16 protein-coding genes, 1 tRNA gene and 2 pseudogenes are annotated in these 19,680 nt (G+C 49.3%); 10 read left to right on the top strand and 9 right to left on the bottom strand.

The window, feature by feature from the left end:
* Positions 1 to 607: 607 nt before the first annotated feature.
* Entirely contained in the window at positions 608 to 2,707 is a 2,100-nt protein-coding gene (locus BMZ24_RS12815; protein WP_092192907.1) for a PAS domain-containing hybrid sensor histidine kinase/response regulator, read from the bottom strand.
* 221 nt (positions 2,708 to 2,928) lie between these two features.
* Here BMZ24_RS12815 and BMZ24_RS12810 point away from each other — a divergent pair, with 221 nt between their 5' ends.
* From BMZ24_RS12810 to BMZ24_RS12795, 4 genes are all read left to right on the top strand, one after another.
* A complete protein-coding gene (locus BMZ24_RS12810) occupies positions 2,929 to 4,593 on the top strand; it encodes a methyl-accepting chemotaxis protein (protein ID WP_092192905.1) in 1,665 nt (554 codons plus the stop codon).
* 481 nt (positions 4,594 to 5,074) lie between these two features.
* Positions 5,075 to 6,232, top strand: a complete 1,158-nt coding sequence (locus BMZ24_RS12805) for a hypothetical protein (RefSeq protein WP_143077907.1) — start codon at positions 5,075 to 5,077, stop codon at positions 6,230 to 6,232.
* 309 nt (positions 6,233 to 6,541) lie between these two features.
* Positions 6,542 to 6,772, top strand: a complete 231-nt coding sequence (locus BMZ24_RS12800; protein WP_092192901.1) for a hypothetical protein — start codon at positions 6,542 to 6,544, stop codon at positions 6,770 to 6,772.
* Complete coding sequence (locus BMZ24_RS12795; protein ID WP_092192899.1) at positions 6,765 to 8,219, top strand: DUF3987 domain-containing protein; 1,455 nt, start codon at positions 6,765 to 6,767, stop codon at positions 8,217 to 8,219. The genes BMZ24_RS12800 and BMZ24_RS12795 overlap by 8 nt, the downstream gene beginning before the upstream one ends.
* 187 nt (positions 8,220 to 8,406) lie before the next feature.
* Here the strand turns inward: BMZ24_RS12795 and BMZ24_RS20180 are convergent.
* The 3 genes and pseudogenes from BMZ24_RS20180 to BMZ24_RS12780 form a co-directional block, all read right to left on the bottom strand.
* A pseudogene (locus BMZ24_RS20180) lies at positions 8,407 to 8,795 on the bottom strand (IS5/IS1182 family transposase); the annotation flags it as partial.
* Between the two features lie 57 nt (positions 8,796 to 8,852).
* Positions 8,853 to 8,987: pseudogene (locus BMZ24_RS20580) on the bottom strand (hypothetical protein); the annotation flags it as partial.
* 768 nt (positions 8,988 to 9,755) lie between these two features.
* A tRNA-Met gene (locus BMZ24_RS12780) sits at positions 9,756 to 9,832 on the bottom strand.
* A gap of 199 nt (positions 9,833 to 10,031) precedes the next feature.
* Between BMZ24_RS12780 and BMZ24_RS12775 the strand changes: the two genes are divergently transcribed.
* Positions 10,032 to 10,331: a PilZ domain-containing protein gene (locus BMZ24_RS12775; protein ID WP_092192893.1), complete on the top strand. Its 300-nt coding sequence runs from the start codon at positions 10,032 to 10,034 to the stop codon at positions 10,329 to 10,331.
* A gap of 22 nt (positions 10,332 to 10,353) precedes the next feature.
* On the opposite strand, the gene BMZ24_RS12770 is transcribed toward BMZ24_RS12775, so the two are convergent.
* Together BMZ24_RS12770 and BMZ24_RS12765 are read right to left on the bottom strand one after the other, a co-directional pair.
* Complete coding sequence (locus tag BMZ24_RS12770; protein ID WP_092192891.1) at positions 10,354 to 11,370, bottom strand: alpha-hydroxy-acid oxidizing protein; 1,017 nt, start codon at positions 11,368 to 11,370, stop codon at positions 10,354 to 10,356.
* 3 nt (positions 11,371 to 11,373) lie between these two features.
* Complete coding sequence (locus BMZ24_RS12765) at positions 11,374 to 12,072, bottom strand: FadR/GntR family transcriptional regulator (RefSeq protein WP_143077906.1); 699 nt, start codon at positions 12,070 to 12,072, stop codon at positions 11,374 to 11,376.
* A 155-nt stretch (positions 12,073 to 12,227) separates the two neighbouring features.
* Between BMZ24_RS12765 and BMZ24_RS12760 the strand changes: the two genes are divergently transcribed.
* Positions 12,228 to 12,527 carry a hypothetical protein gene (locus tag BMZ24_RS12760; RefSeq protein WP_092192887.1) on the top strand — a complete coding sequence of 100 codons (300 nt, stop codon included), beginning with the start codon at positions 12,228 to 12,230 and terminating at the stop codon, positions 12,525 to 12,527.
* A 4-nt stretch (positions 12,528 to 12,531) separates the two neighbouring features.
* Here the strand turns inward: BMZ24_RS12760 and BMZ24_RS12755 are convergent, their stop codons facing one another.
* The 3 genes from BMZ24_RS12755 to BMZ24_RS12745 all read right to left on the bottom strand — a co-directional run bounded on the left by BMZ24_RS12755 (position 12,532) and on the right by BMZ24_RS12745 (position 15,235).
* Positions 12,532 to 13,164 (bottom strand): NF038143 family protein, encoded by a 633-nt coding sequence (locus BMZ24_RS12755; RefSeq protein WP_143077905.1) that lies wholly within the window; start codon positions 13,162 to 13,164, stop codon positions 12,532 to 12,534.
* A 413-nt stretch (positions 13,165 to 13,577) separates the two neighbouring features.
* Entirely contained in the window at positions 13,578 to 14,168 is a 591-nt protein-coding gene (locus BMZ24_RS12750) for an NF038143 family protein (RefSeq protein WP_092192883.1), read from the bottom strand.
* 83 nt (positions 14,169 to 14,251) lie between these two features.
* Positions 14,252 to 15,235, bottom strand: coding sequence for an ABC transporter substrate-binding protein (locus tag BMZ24_RS12745; protein WP_092192881.1), 984 nt, complete (start codon positions 15,233 to 15,235; stop codon positions 14,252 to 14,254).
* 11 nt (positions 15,236 to 15,246) lie between these two features.
* On the opposite strand from BMZ24_RS12745, the gene BMZ24_RS19495 reads away from it, so the two are divergent.
* From BMZ24_RS19495 to hysD, 4 genes are all read left to right on the top strand, one after another.
* Positions 15,247 to 16,215, top strand: a complete 969-nt coding sequence (locus BMZ24_RS19495) for a hypothetical protein (protein ID WP_143077904.1) — start codon at positions 15,247 to 15,249, stop codon at positions 16,213 to 16,215.
* A 348-nt stretch (positions 16,216 to 16,563) separates the two neighbouring features.
* Positions 16,564 to 17,511 carry a NiFeSe hydrogenase small subunit gene (gene hysB, locus BMZ24_RS12735; protein WP_092192877.1) on the top strand — a complete coding sequence of 316 codons (948 nt, stop codon included), beginning with the start codon at positions 16,564 to 16,566 and terminating at the stop codon, positions 17,509 to 17,511.
* A gap of 15 nt (positions 17,512 to 17,526) precedes the next feature.
* On the top strand, positions 17,527 to 19,071 hold the full coding sequence (gene hysA / locus BMZ24_RS12730) for a NiFeSe hydrogenase large subunit HysA (RefSeq protein ID WP_092192875.1): 1,545 nt from the start codon (positions 17,527 to 17,529) through the stop codon (positions 19,069 to 19,071).
* Positions 19,072 to 19,187: 116 nt separating this feature from the next.
* Positions 19,188 to 19,655, top strand: coding sequence for a NiFeSe hydrogenase maturation protease (gene hysD / locus BMZ24_RS12725; protein WP_092192873.1), 468 nt, complete (start codon positions 19,188 to 19,190; stop codon positions 19,653 to 19,655).
* Positions 19,656 to 19,680 lie beyond the last annotated feature (25 nt).

The raw sequence follows: 19,680 nt of genomic DNA, 5'->3' as shown, positions 1-19,680 counted from the left end.
CTCTTTCGCAATTGATCTAGGGATGAGGTACGGTTTATCTCCACATATTTCCATATTTTTTAGGAAAAAACCTCGAAAAAAAGCCTATGAATCGACATTGTGATAAATCTAAAATTTTCAGTTGAGGCGCACCATTGGAAGGTCAATGATGAATTGTGTCCATTCTCCTAAGGAAGTCTGAGCGCCCATTATTCCTCCATGCTCTTCGGTGATTACGAAATACGTCGATAGACTGTCCAAGTCTTGTTCCTTTGCGGTTCCTCGCTGTTTCAAGTGTGTAGGATCCTTGAGCCCCTGACCACGTCCGGCTAATTCGTTCGCCTATGAAAGACGCCTGCCAAAAAAATTCCCCTTGCTAGGCATCGTGCTGACGGGCGCAGATCTGGTTTGGTGGGAATGGATGCTGCACGGCTATAGTATTGCAATTGAGTCAGTGGAAAATACGTTGGATTTTTGTAATCTATATGCTTGGCGCAAGTTTCGTTTGCAATGCATATATAATAGCCTCGTTTCACGTATCTATGAGTGCAGAAACGTTGTTGTGACCCATCAGGAACTTTTCGTCCGGGCGTACAAGGCGACCGCCCTTTATTGCTCCGATTTCGTCTTACCCGAATGAGTCGAGAATTTTGCGAACTTCTTCTAGACATACTGGCTTTGAAATATAGGCATCCATTCCTGAAAGTTTAAAACGCTGTTCATCTTGAGGCATTGCGTACGCAGTGAGCGCGATTATCGGAATATGTGATTTTTCTTTAAATTTCTTGTCATTTCTAATAATTGTTGTCGCTTCTATTCCGTTCATGATTGGCATCTGGATGTCCATCAATATAGCGTCATAATTATTGTTGGTGATTTCTTGCAAAGCCTCCATGCCGTTGCGTGCAATTTCTATGTTGTATCCTGACTTTTCAAGAAGTATTTTTAATGACACTAGGTTTACATCGTCATCTTCGACAAGAAGAATGTTTTTGTAACTCAAAGTATTATTTTTTTGCAATGAGCTAGATTCTTGAATGTTGTGCTCATCGTTGTCCACATCAAATGGTAGGGAAACGTAAAAAGTTGTCCCAGAGTCAAGTTCGCTTGATACAGACATAGTTCCGCCCATCATGCGAACAAGTCTTTTGCTGATTTCCAAACCAAGTCCTGCCCCTTGGTGTTGTTTTGTGTAACCCTTGCTGACTTGGGAAAACGGAGAAAATAATATCCCAAGATCGTCGTCTGAAATTCCGCACCCTGTATCAGATATTGTAAACAAGATGCGTGTTTGGCCTGCATGTTTGCTTGGCAGGGAGGAGACATCAATAGTGACGTTCCCGGACTGGGTGAATTTAAATGCGTTACCAATGAGGTTCGTTAAAATCTGCTGTACTCGCAAGGGGTCACCAATGAGAAATCTGTGACGCAACGATTCAAAGTTTTTGAACAATGTAACCTTGTTTTGTCGTGATGTGGGCAGGAAGATGTCGAGAACCTGATTGACAGCTTCAGGTAAATCAAATGTTTCCTTGTGGATGCTCATCTTTCCGGCATCGGATTTGGTGATATCAAGAATGTCAGACAAGAGGCGAGTCAGGCGATCGCCTGCTTGTAGCGCTAGACTGCAATATTCAGTTTGCTCTTGATCAATGGCCGTAGTTTTTAAGAGTTGCAGCATTCCTAGAATACCATTCAGAGGCGTTCTGATTTCATGGCTCATGTTTGCCAAAAATTCTGATTTGACAGCATCTGCCCTCTCGGCAGCTTCCTTGGCGGTCCGTAATTCGAGTTCGGCGCGTTTTCGATCAGTGATGTCGCGATTTGATCCTCTTCGACCAAGATACATCCCCTGTGCATCGAAGATTGGCTTGCACTTGTGGCAAATCCATACAATTTCTCCAGATGGTTTGACCAGTCGAAGGTCCATCTCCCGGTGGTCTGGATGGGAGCAGTCAACCTCCTCAAGGTGGGAAACCCAAGCATCATAGTCGTCTGGGTGTATTAACGATCTGATTTTGCAGCCAGATTCCCCTAAGAATGATTCGGCGGGAACTCCGGAAACCGCTTCACAAGATGGGGAAACCCATGTGTAATGGCCGTCCGGGCCACGCCAATATTCCCAGTCTGAGGTGTTGTCGGCTATGATTCGAAGACGTTCTTCGCTTGCTCGCAAAGAATTTTCAGCCTCTTTGCGCATGGTGATGTTCTCTCGAATAAGGATGCCGCCAGTCATTTGGCCTTGGTGAAATAGAGGTATTCCTCGGATGTCCTGCCAAGCCGAGCCGCCGCCGGATGTGTGGGGGATGTAAACGCTTTCAATATAGACCGGCTTCCCTTCAAGCAAAGGGCGCAAATTGTCCTGCAATTTGGCAGAAACTATCCCAGGCAGCTCAAAAATTGATCTTCCGATAAAAAAATCTTCTTTTAAATGGCCTTGTGAAAATATTTGCAAATGAAATTTGTTGATAAAATTGATTATTCCATTGCTTTTGAATGTCATTATAGATAATGGAATGTTGTTTAAAAGAGTTTTGTATAAAATTTCTTCTTCTTTAAATTTTTCATGCGATGTAATATCATTTTTCAATTCAGAAATTATAGGAGAGGTAATAAGATCAAGTTTTTCGCGAAGTTTTGTGTTCAAAGCTTCAAGTTCGACAATTCGCTTGCGTGCAACGTTCAGAGCGGTGAGTATCTGTTCTTTAGTAATATCAGATTTTAACACGTCTCATCCTTGTAAACGAAATGTATCAATCTCAGGAAACGGCACTTGAAATTTTTTTTGCAGGGGGTTGTTTTTTATGCTTGATTATCCATTATTTCACATGTTATAAGTAGTCAACCTTTTTTTGAATAAATTTGATTAGTTGTCAATGGCGCACTGTTTTGTTCTTTTTTACAACAGGACCGTTTTTTGGAAATTTATCGTAACGGAGGCAACGCATAGTGTTTAAAAATATCAAGATTGGCACCAGACTTTTTTTCGGTTTTGGAATTCTCCTGCTCCTCATGACGGTTGTCGGGCTGTACGGACTCAGGTCGGTCAAGGTTCTGCAGGACAATCTGCATCTGATCAGCGACGACCTCATGCTCAAAGCTTGTCAAGCCAACGACATCATGCACAATGTCAATGTCATCGCCCGCGGACTGCGCAATATCATTATTGATCCCGACAAGGACCGGCAGGAGCGCGAACTGAAGCGGATTGCCGAGAGCCGTCGGAAAGTAGGGGAACTCTTTGATGTTTTGACCAGGACTGTCTCCGATCCCAAAGGCGCCGAGCAAGTAAAGGTCAGTGCGGAGCTTCGGAAACGATATGTCGAGGTTTCTGAGAAGTATTTACAGCTGGCGGTGGCCGGGCGCGTTGAAGACGCTCGGAAGCTGATGTTCGGCGATTTGCGCGAAGCCCAGAATACCTACCTCCAATCCCTGAATGATCTGGTTAGTGTCATGGAGGAGGGTGCCCAGGAAGCGGCGGTGCACGCTGACGAACAAGCCAGCGCCGCCGTGGCCATGATTCTGGCGATACTTGGCGCGTCCTTGGCTCTGAGCGTTGCCATGGCCTTTTTTCTGGTGCGCTCCATTACCGGACCGGTGCATCAAACCTCGGAATTGGCTGCGGCCATGGCCAAGGGTGATTTCACGACCAAACTCGACATCGCTCAGAAAGACGAAATCGGCCACATGGCCGCGTCGCTCAACACCATGGTTGGCCAGCTCAGCTCCATGATCCGCGATATTATCGGCGACGTGGCCACCTTGAGTTCGTCTTCCGGCGAACTTGCCGCCGTGTCCAAGCAGCTGACCTCGTCCGCTCGCGATACATCGTCCAGGGCGTCCACCGTGGCCGCTGCGGCCGAGGAGATGAGCGCCAATTTCCATTCGGTCTCGGCCGCCATGGAACAGTCGTCCGGTAACGTGCAGATGGTTGCCACAGCGGCGGAGCAGATGACGGCCACGGTCAGTGAAATCGCCCAGAGCACGGACAAGGCCAGAGCCATCGCCGCGTCCGCAGTTCAGCAGTCACAGCTGGCCACGGAAAAAATGGGCGCACTGGGTGAGTCCGCCACAAAGATCGGCCGGGTGACCCAGATGATCAACGACATTTCGGAGCAGACCAATCTGTTAGCTCTGAATGCGACCATCGAGGCGGCCCGGGCCGGGGATGCAGGCAAGGGTTTTGCCGTTGTCGCCAATGAGATCAAGGAGCTGGCCAGACAGACCGCAGCCGCGACCGGTGATATCCGCGAGCAGATCGAGGGTATGCAGACGACCACCGCCACCACGGTCATGGACATTGAAAGTATCTCGCGCATCATTGCCGAAATCAGCGAGGTTATCACTGGCATCGCAACGGCCGTGGAAGAGCAGTCCGTCACCTCCAACGACATTGCCGGAAACATCTCCCAAGCGTCTATGGGAATCACGGAAGTCAATCAGAACGTTGCCCAGGCCTCAAGCGTGGTGGCCGACATCAGCCGCGACATTTCCGGCATCAACCAGCAGTCGAGACAGGTCGGCGACGCGTCCGGTCAGGTCCAGGACAGCGCCCAGAACCTGGCGGCCTTGGCGGTGCAGCTGGACAAACTGATGAAGCAGTTCAAGGTTTGAAGCCGCGAGGTTCTTTGCGGAGATCGTAACCGATCAATCGCCACCATCTTCCATGGTGGCGATTGAGCTGCAATAAGCGCAGGTGTTTTACTTTTTACGCGGCTTGGGCTTGGGGAGGCTTGGCAGGAGGGATTTGTCCACGTGCTACGGCATGAGGGTTCGCATGTCTTCCGTGGTCTGCGCGGAGGGGAATCGTTCGAAGAGGATTTTTGGTAGGCTTGGGGGGCGGTCTCGCTGGCGATGTCGCGTGATTCTGGCCAGTGCCAATTCCAGCGAACAATTTTCAGGGGGCTTGATACCGCTGCTTTGTCTGGAATGGCAAATCGTCCACATATGGCTTTCTCGTGCGCTTGAACGTCTCAAAACTGAAGTCTGAAGAATATCTTACGCCGAAAATGATAAAGGCTAGCGTCTTAACAGTGATAGTCGTTTTGTTTATATTTGTGTACTGATTATAATAATTGATAAGCATGAGTTTAAAATGCCAAAGAATCGGCCAGATTATTCTGTATTAGTAAATAAAAATGAAGATGTATTTAAAAAAATATTCGAATCAGAGTTTTGGAGATGTGAATATACAAAAAGAAAATATATTTTAGATATTCGTGATAGAAAATCTATCCAAGAATATTATTTTATAAAGTCGTCATGTGGTGTAGATTTGGTTGATCATGCATCACAATTTGTGATGTATCATGCTGACGTCGCACTTGGAATTGATGGTGATGAGTTAGCGCCAAGAAACGATATGTATGAATATTTGGAGCAAGTTATAATCGCATATCACAATTATGCATATCTCGATGATCCAAAATATCGCATAGATGATAATACAGGATTTGGATTTGATCTTTGGGAGTTGGTTGATTGCCTTGGCGAAAGAGAGATTGAAAGTATTAATATTTTGCATGCTGATGCGCGTAAATATGGTTTTTTTCCGATGGATTTAATAGCAATTCATCCAATTGAAAAGGCAGAGTGTCTTATAGCTGATTATGTTAGTCAGCATGGTGAATTTCCTTTTTTTCAAAATTCTTTTCTTATGGAGAAGAAGTTAGATCCTGATTTTCATTACAAAGATAGAAATGGAAAGCAGTATTTTGTCGAAGAAAAATCTGAAAATGCTGTATATGTATACATTGATTGTTTAAACGAAAAAGAAACAATTGAAAAAATTTATCAGCGCATTATCGGGTTAATAAATATGGCATTAAAAGGTAAAGTCGCATATGTTGCTGGAGTTCGCGAGAATTCAGATGTTCAAATTTGTTTTTATAACAAATCAATTATTCAAGATAAAAGTAAATTAAAAACGATTTTGAAGTATAATTTGTCTGCTTACAGAAACTGGTACGATCCAGTAAAATTTATGCTTACAGATGATACAATTAAGGTATCAAAGTATTTAATGGTTCCTGGATACGAGAATGTTCCGTTTCATAAAAGAGCTGCGGGTTTGTGGATTTGGGATCAAGTGCATTTTCATAAATTTAAACTTTCAGACGCAATTGAAAAGGCTAGAAAAATCAAATCATTAAAAATATATGACAATATAGAGTATTCGTCTATATTAAGGCTTTATAATCTTGCAAAAATGTCTGTAGAAAAAATGGAAGTGCTAAAATTTAGTGATTTATAGAAATTATCGAGCAATTATATTCACAATGCTGTAAACTATTAGATCCTGCGTGCTTTTCAAAAATCAGCTCCTATCAACTTGCCTTCCTAGCCATTGACCTGCTCAACCCAGCCGCCATTTCCTGATTTTTCCCAGTCTCGTTAAGGTGGAACTAGCATGCGTGACTTTGCCGCAAGAGCTGAGATGATGTCGGCAAAGCGCTGCATGGTATTGTACCAATTTATTTAGAAAAAATAAAAGAAAAACCTGTCAATACTTCCTTAAACTTCATGACTACCCCCCGTTCCTAACAATAACGGAGGTGCTGTTATGAAGGATCAATTATTGGAGTCTTTGAGGAAGTCGTTGCCGCCAATTATCACACGGCAGGAGATTGAGCGGCAAACTGGAAAATTATTAAATTCCAGGACGTTGGCGAATTGGGACGCGCTTCGCACGGGTCCGGAAGGAAAAATGAGGTTCAAAAATAAAGTCGCGTACGAGCGGGAAGCATTTCTTCGCTGGTTTGCAAAGTATTTAGAGGAGGCGGAAGATGCTTAATCCACCAGTCATAATTGGTGAATTTTCTCCATTGTCTCCATATTTAGCGATCGGTAGTAGCGCCAGTAAATATGCGACTGAATTAGCAGCGGAGTTGGGCTCGTCTGAAGAAATTGTATCTATCACGTTGATGTCAATATTTGCTGCTGCGCAGATAGGTTCACAGTGTGTTATATCAAAAAATTACCGTATCTTTTTATCTCTATTTTTTGTTATCGGTGCACCACCAAGCGCTGGAAAAAGTCCAATTGTCGGTCGATTTCTCCCACTTCTTGAGAGACTTATTCGCACGCATATACTTTTAAGTCCTGAAGAAGAAAGGCGCCGTATTGCACGTCGTATTATTATTGAGAAAAGTATTAAGAAAATTTCTAAAAAAAGTTCTAACTCAAGAAGCATTACAGAGAGGGATAAATCTTCAAAGGAAATTTCTGAACTGATGAAGGAAGAAGAAGAATGTGTTATTCCATGTTCACCTATTCTAGGATCTATGTCTATTCAGTCATTTGTCAAAGAGATGAGTTGCCGAGGCGGGTATGGAATTTGTATTGATGCAGAAGGTGGAATTCTTTCTGAATTGAACACTGTTCCTTTATCCAAGCTTTCACCAATCTTAAGATCGTGGTCCAACGAATCAGTTGAGGATATTACAAAAAAGAAACAGTATTGGGTTGAAAAAACTTTCATACTGATGCTTGCGATGTGGCAAGTAGATCCTTTGCTTCAAGTTTTGCTAAATAAAGGCTTTCAAGCGATTGGTTTAATCGCACGTTTGTTACCTTATCTTGAACAGAATATACAACCACGGACAGGGATTGGCAGCGTGTCGGAAGAGAGTGAATGCTGGTTAGCAGAACATCTTGAAAGTGTGTTTGTTCGCACCGAGAATTGCAAATCGTTAACTGGGGAGGCGCCTATCTTTCACCTTTCCGTCGATGCGCAGAACGTACTCATGCGTTTCAAAGAATACGTGACCAGGATGCAGGGATTTAAGATGGAATTCGAGGCACATCAGGATATCGCTGGAAAGCTTGATGTGCAAGCTGTGCGACTCGCTATGACGCTTCATTCTATGGATTCGATGAACGTTGATAACTTGGCTATTGATGGGAACACAATGACTAGAGCCTGTCGGTTGGCTATATTCTTTGCATACCAAGCCATCAGTATCCTCCATAGGGGGCCGTGGGAAGAACGTTTGAAGGAAGCATTGCCTCTCATTAAAAGTATCGCAGAATGGCAATCCCATGCTTTGCAAAGAAAATTCGAAGCAGAAAATTTTCGTCGCGTTCTGGGTTTCAGTAAAACGAAATGTGATCGCCTACTATTCTGGATGGAGGACAACAAGTGGCTTAGCTGTAAGAAAACAAAGAAGCGCCTTCTTTCTGGTGGGTCCGAATTAGTCGAAGAGTGGGTCCCAATAGTAAACTTCCAGAATTTGTGTTAAGTTTATTATGTATGCTCAAGGAGTGTTTGGCTCCTTGGTTTTTCGATTACAGTTTGCAGCTAGCACCATCAAAAACCTCGTCATTTGACGAGGTTTTTGTTTTTGAAAAAGCATGTTGTGTGTAGTCAGGTCCACGCAAGATAACTGAAGTACTTAGTCGTCCCTGAAAAACTGTTAAAACGCAGCGTCAGGCGCAGCCTTGAACTGGCTGAACGTTGGGTCGAAGCCCATGCTCAAGGAATTTGAGGCACAAAAAATAAAGTATCCGGATGAACTTCCGGAAGTTGAAGGTCGCGCGGGCCATGAACTGGTTCACGGAATCGCCACGGTCGCAGATCGCCATGGTCGGCCTTTTACCGATGATACTCTCGACCTGGCTCAGCACTGCGGGGCGGGTATTACCATCGAAGGGGTTGTCCGGGAAGGACAGTGCGCCAACGATGATGCCACTGATCTTGGTCACGGTCACGGATGCCTTCGCGCCGAACTCGTATTTCTTATGTGCCTTGCTTTGCTGATGCAGGAAACGTCTGGCTCATGGAGGCTGTAAATTTTGCCCGTATCGAAACGCTGCTGGCCGCAGAAAGCCTGGAAATATGGATTCTGGACCCAGGTCTCGGCGACGTACTCCTCGCTCAAGTTATCAAGCTGCTTGAGGATGAGAAACCCGGCCATCAATCGGACGGGCTTGGCCGTGCACCGATACTTCTTGGGTTGCTTGGCGTCGTGCTTCAACTGTTCGACGACCCAGTCCGTAAACCCTTCCATCTTCGGCATGGGCTGGACCTTACGATGGTATTCAAACCTGGTCGCGTCGGACCAGAGGACCTTGCGGACCGTGTTCCGGCTCAGGTTGAAGTTCCTGGCTATCTGTCCGATCGATTTCTCGTCTCGGCCATGGGCCAGCTTGATCTTGCGTATCGTCTCCACCGTCAGCATCTCCTCGTCCCCCTCAAGTCGTTCAGTCGAACGACCTTTGAAGGGCTTGCCGGGGTAGGTCAATTTTCGATGCCGATTACTGCGATAGGTGGGTCATTATTCCATGCCGATTCACAATCAAGTTGTTCGATGAGATCTGGGCTGAGGAAGCTGCGCTGACAGTCCGTTTTTTTGGGCTGCATCGTTGGTAACCTCGGATCGACCAGAATAACGCTTTTGCACTGCGTCACTGGTTATTTGAAATACAATATTTCTGAGTAAATTTCAATTTATTTCAACATATTGTCATATTATCAGTGTCGACTACTTAGCTGTTCGAATGGCGTGCGCTGGGTTTGAAGGTCTAGTTTTGCATAATTTGCCTCCCCCCCCCTTAAAAACGGTGTTTTGGGGCATTTTTCATGGGGGGAGGGTGAAAAAAACGATTAATATTTGTGAGCTGTTTTTGGCTTTGGGGGGGGCAGCGATTGTCCGGGCTACATTCTGGTAGGGAATAAATTGCGCTGGTCAGAAATCACATAGTTGACCAATAGTTGACCAAATCGTTGAGAAACAAAAAAGGACTCAAGCTAACTAGCCGGAGTCCTAATTTTTTTATGGTAGCGAGGGAGGGAATTGAACCCCCGACACTGCGGATATGAGCCGCATGCTCTAACCGTCTGAGCTACCTCGCCGTATTCGCTTTGAGTTGCCCCGAAAGCGAAGTCGGTTAATATAGAGCAGGTTTGCAAATGGCAAGTTTTTTTTGAAGATATTTTCAGGAATAGAATATTTGCCTCTTCTGCTGGAATCGGCTATGAAATTACCTGTCCAAATTGTGAGAGTTTCACTCCTGATCCATGAGGATCAGGGCAAAACGCGAGGAGGGATCCAATGTCTGAAAACAAGCGCATGCATATTCGAAAAGATTGCCTGGTGCCTGTCCGTTATGTCTACGAAGGGCAGAACAAGACCCAGTATGCCCGTTTGATCAACTACAGCGACGGTGGCCTGTGCCTTAAAACCCGTACGCCCATCCAGAAGGACGCCAAGCTTGAGCTCTCCCTAGAAGGTTACTCCCCTGAGACCTCCATGGGCGAATTCGATCGCTACCCAGTGGCTGTATGCTGGAGCAAGGAAATTCCGGAGCGCGGGTTGCCGGTTTACGAGACCGGGTTGAAATATAGAGGATAGGGCCGGTTTTCCGGCCCTTTTTTTAAGCCTTGCCGTAGAGCAGCGCAGGGGAAATCTTCGCCACTGATTCAGTGCCGGTCATGACCATGGCCTGTATGAGTTCGGTGCGAAGCGTTTCGCTGTAGGCGACAACGCCTTCGGTCAGACCGCCCATGGCCGCGATGCTGAACGGCCTGCCGACCATGACCGCGTCCGCTCCCAGCGCGAGCATCTTGAGCACGTCGGCTCCGGCCCGTATCCCGCCGTCCACGATTATTCCCAGCTTTCCTTTCATTTGCTCGGCTATGGCCGGCAATACTTCGGCTGTTCCCGGCGTGTGATCAAGCACTCGTCCGCCATGGTTGGAAACCACTATGGCATCAGCGCCGGCCTGCAGGGCCAACGCGGCGTCTTCCGGTGTCATGATGCCCTTGATGATGAACTTCACTCCGGTCCTGGCGATTATTTCCCGCAACGTGTCCACCGATTTTGGTGAAACAGGACGCCCCATTTTGCGCAAGGTGATGAGGCCGGCCGCGTCGATGTCCATTCCTACGATCGTGGCTCCACTGTCCTTGGCCTTGGCCAGTTTTTCGTAGAGTTCGGCGTCTTCCCACGGCTTGATGAAGGGAATGCCGTGTCCTCCGGCGGCCGTGATGGCAGCCAGGCCCGATTCGTGGATGACGGGCGGCACTCCGTCTCCTGTGCAACCGATGATTCCTGCCTGCTTGCTCCCGTCAATGATGGCCTTGATGTATTCCTCTTCAGTGCGTTTGCCTCCCATGTTGAATGATATGCCTCCGATGGGGGCCGCCATGACGGGCATGGACAGGTTCATTCCAAGGATGCTGGTGCTGGTGTCGGGTTCGGTGATTTCATGCACCAGACGCATGTTGAAGGTGATTTTGGCCAGGGCCTGCACGTTGGCCATGAAGGCCGATCCGGTGCCGAGTCCACCCATGCCCGGAACTTCTCCGGCGCATGCCTTGCCGTTGCAGACAGGGCAGACACGACAGTAGCCGGTCATCAGGTCGCGGGCTGTTTTACGTACTTCCTTCATTTTTCATTCTCCCGTGGTTGAAGTGAAAACAATTTCCCTGGTATGCTTGAGGTGGTCCGTCATGGCTTCCCGGGCACGCTCCGGATCGCGCATGCTCAAGGCCTCCAGGATTTTTTGATGATCCTCCAGCGATTTGGCGCTGCGAACGGATGATTGCAGCGCTTCGTCCCGGCTTTCGCGCAGCAGTTCGTGCATCTGGTCCATGAGCAGCGTGATGGACTGGTTGCCCGTTGCGGCAGCAATGGCGTCATGAAACGCCTGATCGTAGAAATAGACGGGGAGACCATCCCGCATGTTTTTTGTGTAGGCGCTGATAAGCGACTGCATTTTTTGGAGCTCCTTTTTCGTGATGCGCTGGGCGGCCAGATGGGCGATTTGAGGTTCAAGCAGGAGGCGCAGTTCAAAGATATCGTCCAGACGGTGCCTCTCTCGTGCAAAGGCGTCTCCCATGGCCATGGCCAGGTTTGCCTGGCTGTTTTCGGCAATGTAGGTGCCTGCCCCTGGCTTGCTGATCAAAACACCGTGCTGCTCCAGGCTTTTGATTGCCTCCCGCACAGAATTTCGAGAAACTCCAAACATTATGGCAAGTTGACGCTCCGGTGGCAGGCGGTCCCCAGGTTTGAGATCGTCGTTTTGCACCATTGTTTGCAGACGTGTTGTGATTTCTTCGTAGATTCTTTTTTGTCTGATGGATATTGTCACAGTTTTTCTCCCGTGAAATTGGTCCTACCAATACGCCCGAAGCTGGTCAAAGGGCAAGTCTCCGCTTGGGGGTTGCCGAAGAGCGGGGAAAATGCTTTTTTCTTCCGTGGGAATGCAACTGGCCGAAAAACATGCAGGATCGAAAGGAGTAAAAGATGGATGGAAAACAAATTGTCGAAATATTCGAGGCTTTTTTTGAAAAATACAAGAAGACCGAGGGCGACCGGAGCAGTTGGTCGGCACATTGGACAGTGTACAACCAGGGCCACAGCTTCGAGATAAATCTGACAAAATGTCCCAAGGGAACGCGATTCAAGATCTTTTGCGACAGGAGCAAAATCGAGGAAATCGAGGGGTGGGAAGGGTTTCTTGCGAGCCTGGACCGACTGGAAAAAGCACATGCTCCGGCTTTTGAGCGTGGGGATTTTTTTACTCAGATGCAAGAGATGCTGTGATTTGTCAGGAGGCCGACTTCAAGGCCTGCGTGTCCGGGGGGAAAATCATTTCGGCTTCATGAAGGGTCAGGCTGGCTATGCCCATGTTCATCTTTTGGACGACTTCGAAAAGATCCTGAGCCTCTCCCTCGATTCCCGGCAGCAGTGCAAGGTTGAAATCCTGTTCCGCCTCGATGAAGCAGGCGCAAAAAGACTGGTAGGCGGCTTTGTTTTCGTATCCACTGCGAACCAGCGTCGCATGGCAGTTCCCTTGAGAATTCAGCAGCAACAGGTAGTGGGCCGTGAGCAGGGTAATCCATCTGAGGTAATGGGGTTTGGCGGGTGGGGGCATGTCTCCTGCGTTTTCCAATAGCTTGTCGACGTTCACTACTGAATCCGCCATTTTGGCCGCCATGGCGCTTTCCAGGGCATTCCTCCGAAGAGTCAGATAGTTGTGGGCGAATTCGTCTAGCCCAGATGAATACTGCTTCAATTTATGAGCATAGAAAACGAAGACCATGGGGATGAAACTGGCCCAAAAGGGTGGTTCGGGTTTTTCCAGGACCATCAACGCAAGCCGGTTCGCCATTTTGGTTTCTTGATCTAGAATAATTCGCTTTTTTTCTTCCGTGCACGGTGTGTTCATCAGTGTTGTCAACTCCAGTGCGTGTATGTGCTGATTGGTGGATCAGTCGCAAAGAGGTTGATGTGGATAGCTGACGGTAGATTTTTTTTCGACTTGAATCAACTCAAATCGGATTTATCTCCTGATGATGCGCAGGCTTCGCAAAAAATTCGGATATATTGCCGTAAGAAAATGAATTTCATGTTGTATTGACGAGTGCGAGTGTAGCGTCAAAGACGGTCAAGGCTAAAATTTGTAGTCATTCGCAAAGTGGATGCGTGTATCATGAATTGTTTTGTGCGCTTATATAGGTCATAGAGAAGAATTATTCTTAAATGAAAGGGGCAATACCATATTGTAATACGGTATTGCCCCTTTCAAGTGGTGATTTTTGAAGCGAGACCGGATTGCGGTCTTTTTTTAAGGTGTCTGTTGCGCTTTTGTGTTTAGGAGAAAATTGTGTCGGCATCCTGGCGGCGAAGATTCGTGACGCAGACGTTTATTTTTTGGATGACGTGATGCAGGTCCTGGTTGTCTCCGTCCATTTCAGGAAGAAGAGCCATGCTGTATGCATTTTCGGCCTTGTTCAGGCAATTGCAGAACAGAAGATAATTCGTCTTGCTTTGATAGCCGTCGCGGACCAGCTTGGAATGGCTGTTGCCTTGTGAGGTCAGCAGCAAACGGTAGTGGTCCACCAGGACGTTCATCCATTCCGCGAAAAGAGGCTTTGCCTGTTCCGGAATGTTGCCCACTTTTTCCACAAGTCCGGCCACGTTGGCCGGCCTTCCGGTCTCTTCGGCTTCCAATGCCGCTTCCAGGGCGTAACGTCGTGATTTGAGGTAGTTATCCACGAATTCCGTCAGACCGCTTTTGTACTGGTTCATCTTCTGCACGAAGAAGACAAAGAAGATTGGGACAAAGATCATCCAGATGGGAGGTTTGGGCTTTTCAAGAACCTGCAAGGCCAACTGGTTGGCCAGTTGCGATTCATGATCCAGAATATGCTGCTTTTTTTGGTCGGCGTTTTTTATGCTCATGGACAAGGCTGGTAATGAGTGACCCGCTCCGGGTCAAGATGTGGTTCCGGGAGGCCCTTTCGGGCGCGCGGTTTCATCATGCTTCAAGGCACCAGAACTGCCTGTTCCCTGATTTTTTGCGGCAGCACGATGCCGAATCGCGTCATCTCATGGATGCTGAACTTGTAAGAGCCTTCTTTTGCGGAGCGTGGTGGAATTTCCGCAGGCGCGACGCCGCTGAGAATTTCCGACACTATCTGGCCGCCTGCCAGACCTTGGTCGCGACCGTTCAGTACATACCCGCCAATAGTCTTTCCCTCGCCGACCGCGAAATCCCAAAAAGCGAAAATGGGCACGGGGGCGTTGGCGCTGGCCCAGGCGATCACCTTTTCATCCGGTACGTGCTCGCCCATGCCGTTGCGCAATGTATGGTAGAGGCCGATGTAAACGGTGTCAAAGCCCTCGGATTTGGCATTCAGCAGCGCATTTTGCCAGTCTTCCAGCAATTCGAACTGTTTGAGTTCCACGCGTACCTTGCCAAGATTAAAAGACTTTTCACCCTTGAAAGCCTCGTGCAGGACGGCATCGGAAGTGGAGTCCGAGTCAAAGAGAATGAGCACCTTGGTGTCTTCCGTATTGACCAGGCGGCACATGGAGTGCAGCGAACGCTTGAGCAGGGGGCGTTCAAGAATCCCGGTCATGTTGTTGGCCGGAAAGAGGCCGTAATCTCTGGGATTGCGGTTGAGCCCCAAGTAAACAACCGGAATCGATTTGTTTTTGAGGTGCGGACCCAGATACTTGGCCGCATTGTCGTCGCAGAGGATGATCAGGTCAGGCCGGCTTGACGTTAGGTGACGCAAGGCTTCTTTTGCTCGCTCCTCGTGCTGGGTTTTGGGCAGGCGCTTGGTATTCAGATAGAAATGATCGAGAGTCGCGTTTTGGGGCAAGGTGTCCAAAAGGCCGCTGGTCAAACTTTGCTCCCAGGCGTACTCCTTGTGATAGCTGTGAACGATGCTTATTGTTAGAGTTGCAGCAGCGTCGGATGTTGCAGTGCACATTATGAGCATTGTCAAGAACAGCTTCAGCATATCCGCCTCCCGTGGAACGCTTTGATATTCTTTTAAAATTATCACGGGTCGGAGGAAAGAACAACATGATTCCTTCCGTGACGAGTTTTCAGGCTTTTTTTGGTTCCGATCAGGATGTTTCGGAAAGCAAATCACATGGACCTGCACAGGCTGGTCATATTTTCGGCATCACAAAATTTGAATTATCAGGCTGTGTTATTTTGTCGCTGCTTCTGCATGTTTTCGGTGGCTGGATTGCTGATTTTCGGCCTGTGCAGGAGTTGATTCAGGACAGGCTCATTCTTTTGGACATTGTCACGCCCGCCCCAACCCCTCCTGCCGAGCCGCTAGTCGCGCCTGCTCCTGTGGAGGTCCCTGTGGCCGAGACGGAACGGTCGGTTCCAGTTCCTTCCCCGGATGTAAAAATGTCCGCGCCTGTCACCCTCGATCGCTCGGTTCGTAGTGCTGTTACGGAGAAAACCATGCCGGAAAAAACCGTGCCCCGCGCAAAGCCGAAATCTCGCGTCCAGAATGTGTCAGCGCCGGAAGTCGTGCATGATCCCGTTCCTGTGTCTCGGACGGTCGCCAAGAGCGCCGTGCCGATAGGGCAAGTCGTTCCTCGCACCGGAGTGACCGTGCTGGCCAATGAATCGGGACAAGACGCTCTCAAACATGGCGCGGAATCACGCTTCATGCATGGCGTGGCCACGGAGGAATTCGTGGAGGAGAATTACATCGGCGAATATTCCATGGGCAAGGCCGGGAAGGTTTGGATCGAGGATGATCGTGCGGGAAGCGGACATCTCATCCTGCATGCCGAGTCCATGGGGCTAAGACGTCCGCTTTTTCGGTTCAACCGCTTCATCTATGTCTACGGAGAAAATCCTGGTTCTCCGGAACCCATTCTAGGGTCGGTGACTTTCTTTTCCGACGGCTATCACATCCACCAGTTTTTATGGCAGCACAACTCGACACACGCCTATTTTCCACGCCGTGACTGAAAACATTGCCTCGCAGCTTGCATGTATCGAAACGTCGCCTGAACAGAAAATTAATCGAAGTCATTTTTTAGGAAGCTTGCACTTCTGAGTGTAGCGTCTTGCGCTTCAGTCATTTGAAACGAAGAAGCGCTAGTGTTACGATTTTAAGATGTGTAATATTTTTCAGGTACGACGCATGTGAAAAAGTTAACAAGTCGCACGCTGTCCATGTTGTGGCGAACAGATTATCGCGATCATGATTTTCGATCCAAAGTCCGTTGACATATCAAGAAATTTAAGGATATCTGATCGCTCGTGAAAAAAAGGCCGAAGTCTCTGCACGCTATTACCTTTTTGAAGGAGGAGGGTATGAGTCTTAGCAGACGTGAGTTCGTAAAACTGTGCTCCGCAGGTGTCGCCGGATTGGGAATTTCCCAGATTTATCATCCGGGCATCGTGCACGCCATGACCGAAGGGGCCAAAAAAGCTCCGGTCATCTGGGTACAGGGACAGGGTTGTACTGGTTGCTCCGTTTCTCTTCTCAATGCAGTCCATCCCAGAATCAAGGAGATTCTGCTGGATGTGATCAGCCTTGAGTTCCATCCCACCGTCATGGCAAGTGAAGGTGAGATGGCATTGGCGCACATGTACGAAATTGCTGAAAAGTTTAACGGCAACTTTTTCTTGCTGGTGGAAGGTGCCATCCCCACCGCCAAGGAAGGTCGCTACTGCATTGTCGGTGAAACTCTGGATGCCAAGGGGCATCATCATGAAGTCACCATGATGGAACTGATCCGGGATCTGGCACCCAAGTCCCTGGCCACCGTGGCCGTGGGCACTTGTTCCGCTTACGGAGGCATTCCCGCCGCCGAAGGCAACGTCACCGGCTCCAAGAGTGTGCGTGACTTCTTTGCCGATGAGAAGATCGAAAAACTGCTGGTCAACGTGCCCGGATGTCCGCCCCATCCGGACTGGATGGTCGGCACGCTGGTTGCCGCATGGAGCCACGTCCTGAATCCCACCGAGCATCCCCTGCCCGAACTGGATGATGACGGACGTCCTATGCTGTTCTTCGGCGACAACATCCACGAGAACTGTCCGTATCTTGATAAATACGACAACTCCGAATTCGCGGAAACCTTCACCAAGCCCGGTTGCAAGGCCGAACTTGGCTGCAAGGGTCCGTCCACCTATGCCGATTGCGCCAAGCGTCGCTGGAACAACGGCATCAACTGGTGTGTCGAGAACGCCGTGTGTATCGGCTGTGTGGAACCGGACTTTCCGGACGGAAAGTCTCCTTTCTATGTAGCGGAATAATCAAGGAGGACGCACGTGTCACAAGCAGCTACTCCCGCAGCTGACGGGAAAGTTAAGATTTCCATCGATCCGTTGACCCGGGTTGAAGGTCATCTCAAGATTGAGGTTGAAGTCAAGGACGGCAAGGTCGTCGATGCCAAGTGTTCCGGCGGAATGTTCCGCGGGTTCGAGCAGATTCTGCGCGGCCGCGATCCCAGGGATTCTTCCCAGATCGTACAGCGTATCTGCGGCGTGTGCCCCACGGCGCACTGTACGGCTTCCGTCATGGCCCAGGACGACGCCTTCGGCGTCAAAGTAACCACCAACGGCCGCATCACCCGTAACCTGATCTTCGGCGCCAACTATCTGCAGTCTCATATTCTGCATTTCTATCACCTGGCCGCCCTGGATTACGTCAAGGGTCCCGATGTCTCTCCCTTTGTTCCCCGTTACGCCAATGCGGATCTTTTGACGGATCGCATCAAGGACGGGGCCAAGGCCGATGCAACCAACACCTACGGCTTGAACCAGTACCTGAAGGCGCTTGAAATCCGCCGCATCTGTCATGAGATGGTCGCCATGTTCGGCGGTCGCATGCCTCATGTTCAGGGCATGGTCGTGGGCGGTGCAACCGAGATTCCCACGGCGGACAAAGTCGCGGAATACGCGGCCCGCTTCAAGGAAGTCCAGAAGTTCGTGATCGAGGAATATCTGCCTCTGATCTACACCCTGGGTTCCGTTTACACGGATCTGTTCGAGACCGGCATCGGCTGGAAGAACGTCATCGCCTTCGGCGTTTTCCCCGAAGACGATGATTACAAGACCTTCCTGCTCAAGCCTGGCGTATATATCGACGGCAAGGACGAGGAATTCGATTCCAAGCTGGTCAAGGAATATGTCGGACATTCCTTCTTTGACCATTCCGCTCCCGGCGGCCTGCACTACAGCGTCGGTGAAACGAATCCCAACCCGGACAAACCCGGTGCGTACAGCTTCGTCAAGGCTCCCCGTTACAAGGACAAGCCCTGCGAAGTCGGTCCGCTGGCCCGCATGTGGGTCCAGAACCCCGAGCTCAGCCCCGTTGGCCAGAAACTGCTCAAGGAACTTTACGGCATCGAAGCCAAGAACTTCCGCGATCTGGGCGACAAGGCTTTCTCCATCATGGGCCGCCACGTGGCTCGTGCTGAAGAAACCTGGCTTACCGCAGTGGCCGTTGAAAAATGGCTCAAGCAGGTTCAGCCCGGCGCCGAGACCTACGTCAAGTCCGAGATTCCGGACGCCGCAGAAGGCACCGGATTCACGGAAGCTCCCCGCGGCTCACTGCTGCACTTCCTGAAGATCAAGGACAAGAAGATCGAGAACTATCAGATCGTGTCCGCGACTCTCTGGAACGCCAACCCCAGGGATGACATGGGACAGCGCGGCCCGATCGAGGAAGCCCTCATCGGTGTGCCGGTTCCCGACATCAAGAATCCCGTTAATGTGGGGCGCCTGGTGCGCTCCTACGACCCGTGACTGGGCTGTGCCGTGCACGTGCTGCACGCTGAGACCGGTGAAGAACACGTTGTCAACATTGACTAACGCGGATTGACTGAACCATGAAGGGCCGGGAAACCGGCCCTTTTTTTTAGTGCGCCCGGCATGGAAGTCATGAATGTGACTGACGCCGGGAGAACGTTGGATCTGGAGAACATGGCATGAAACGACTTTTGGTTCTTGGAGTGGGCAATCTGCTTCTGACTGACGACGGCGCTGGTGTGCACGCGGTCAAGGATCTTGCTCTGGAGGAGGAATGGGATCCGGAAAAGGTCGATTTCCTGGATGGGGCCACCTTCACGCAGGATATTTTTTATATTTTTCAGGAATATGAGCGTGTGCTTGTCCTTGATACCGTCAAGGGCGGGCGGGAACCGGGGACGGTCTATCGTTTCACGGAAGACAATTTGCGGGACAATTATCAGCAGCGCCTGTCCCTTCACGACATCGATCTTCTCGATTCCCTGAAAATGGCCGAGTTGCTGGGCAACAAGCCGGAACTCATGGTCATCGGCATCGAACCGCTGACAATCAGCGAATGGTCCATGGAGCTTTCCGAGCCGGTCAAGGAGAAGTATCCGCGGTTTCTTGAAGCCGCGCGGCGAGAGATCCGCACTCTGCTGTCCTGACGGCATGAAAAAAGGCTCCACCGTT

Origin of the sequence: Desulfomicrobium norvegicum (genome assembly GCF_900114595.1) — a bacterium.
Taxonomy (GTDB): Bacteria; Desulfobacterota; Desulfovibrionia; order Desulfovibrionales; family Desulfomicrobiaceae; genus Desulfomicrobium; species Desulfomicrobium macestii.
The sequence above is the reverse complement of the archived record's forward strand: the minus strand, read 5'-3'. Positions and strand labels throughout refer to the sequence as shown.

Coding starts and splice junctions, on each gene's coding strand:
- BMZ24_RS12805 (WP_143077907.1), top strand. CDS start 5,075: ATGCCAAAGAATCGGCCAGATTATTCTGTATTAGTAAATAAAAATGAA.
- BMZ24_RS12750 (WP_092192883.1), bottom strand. CDS start 14,168: ATGAGCATAAAAAACGCCGACCAAAAAAAGCAGCATATTCTGGATCAT.
- BMZ24_RS12775 (WP_092192893.1), top strand. CDS start 10,032: ATGTCTGAAAACAAGCGCATGCATATTCGAAAAGATTGCCTGGTGCCT.
- BMZ24_RS12745 (WP_092192881.1), bottom strand. CDS start 15,235: ATGCTGAAGCTGTTCTTGACAATGCTCATAATGTGCACTGCAACATCC.
- hysB (WP_092192877.1), top strand. CDS start 16,564: ATGAGTCTTAGCAGACGTGAGTTCGTAAAACTGTGCTCCGCAGGTGTC.
- BMZ24_RS12760 (WP_092192887.1), top strand. CDS start 12,228: ATGGATGGAAAACAAATTGTCGAAATATTCGAGGCTTTTTTTGAAAAA.
- BMZ24_RS12770 (WP_092192891.1), bottom strand. CDS start 11,370: ATGAAGGAAGTACGTAAAACAGCCCGCGACCTGATGACCGGCTACTGT.
- hysD (WP_092192873.1), top strand. CDS start 19,188: ATGAAACGACTTTTGGTTCTTGGAGTGGGCAATCTGCTTCTGACTGAC.
- BMZ24_RS12800 (WP_092192901.1), top strand. CDS start 6,542: ATGAAGGATCAATTATTGGAGTCTTTGAGGAAGTCGTTGCCGCCAATT.
- BMZ24_RS12795 (WP_092192899.1), top strand. CDS start 6,765: ATGCTTAATCCACCAGTCATAATTGGTGAATTTTCTCCATTGTCTCCA.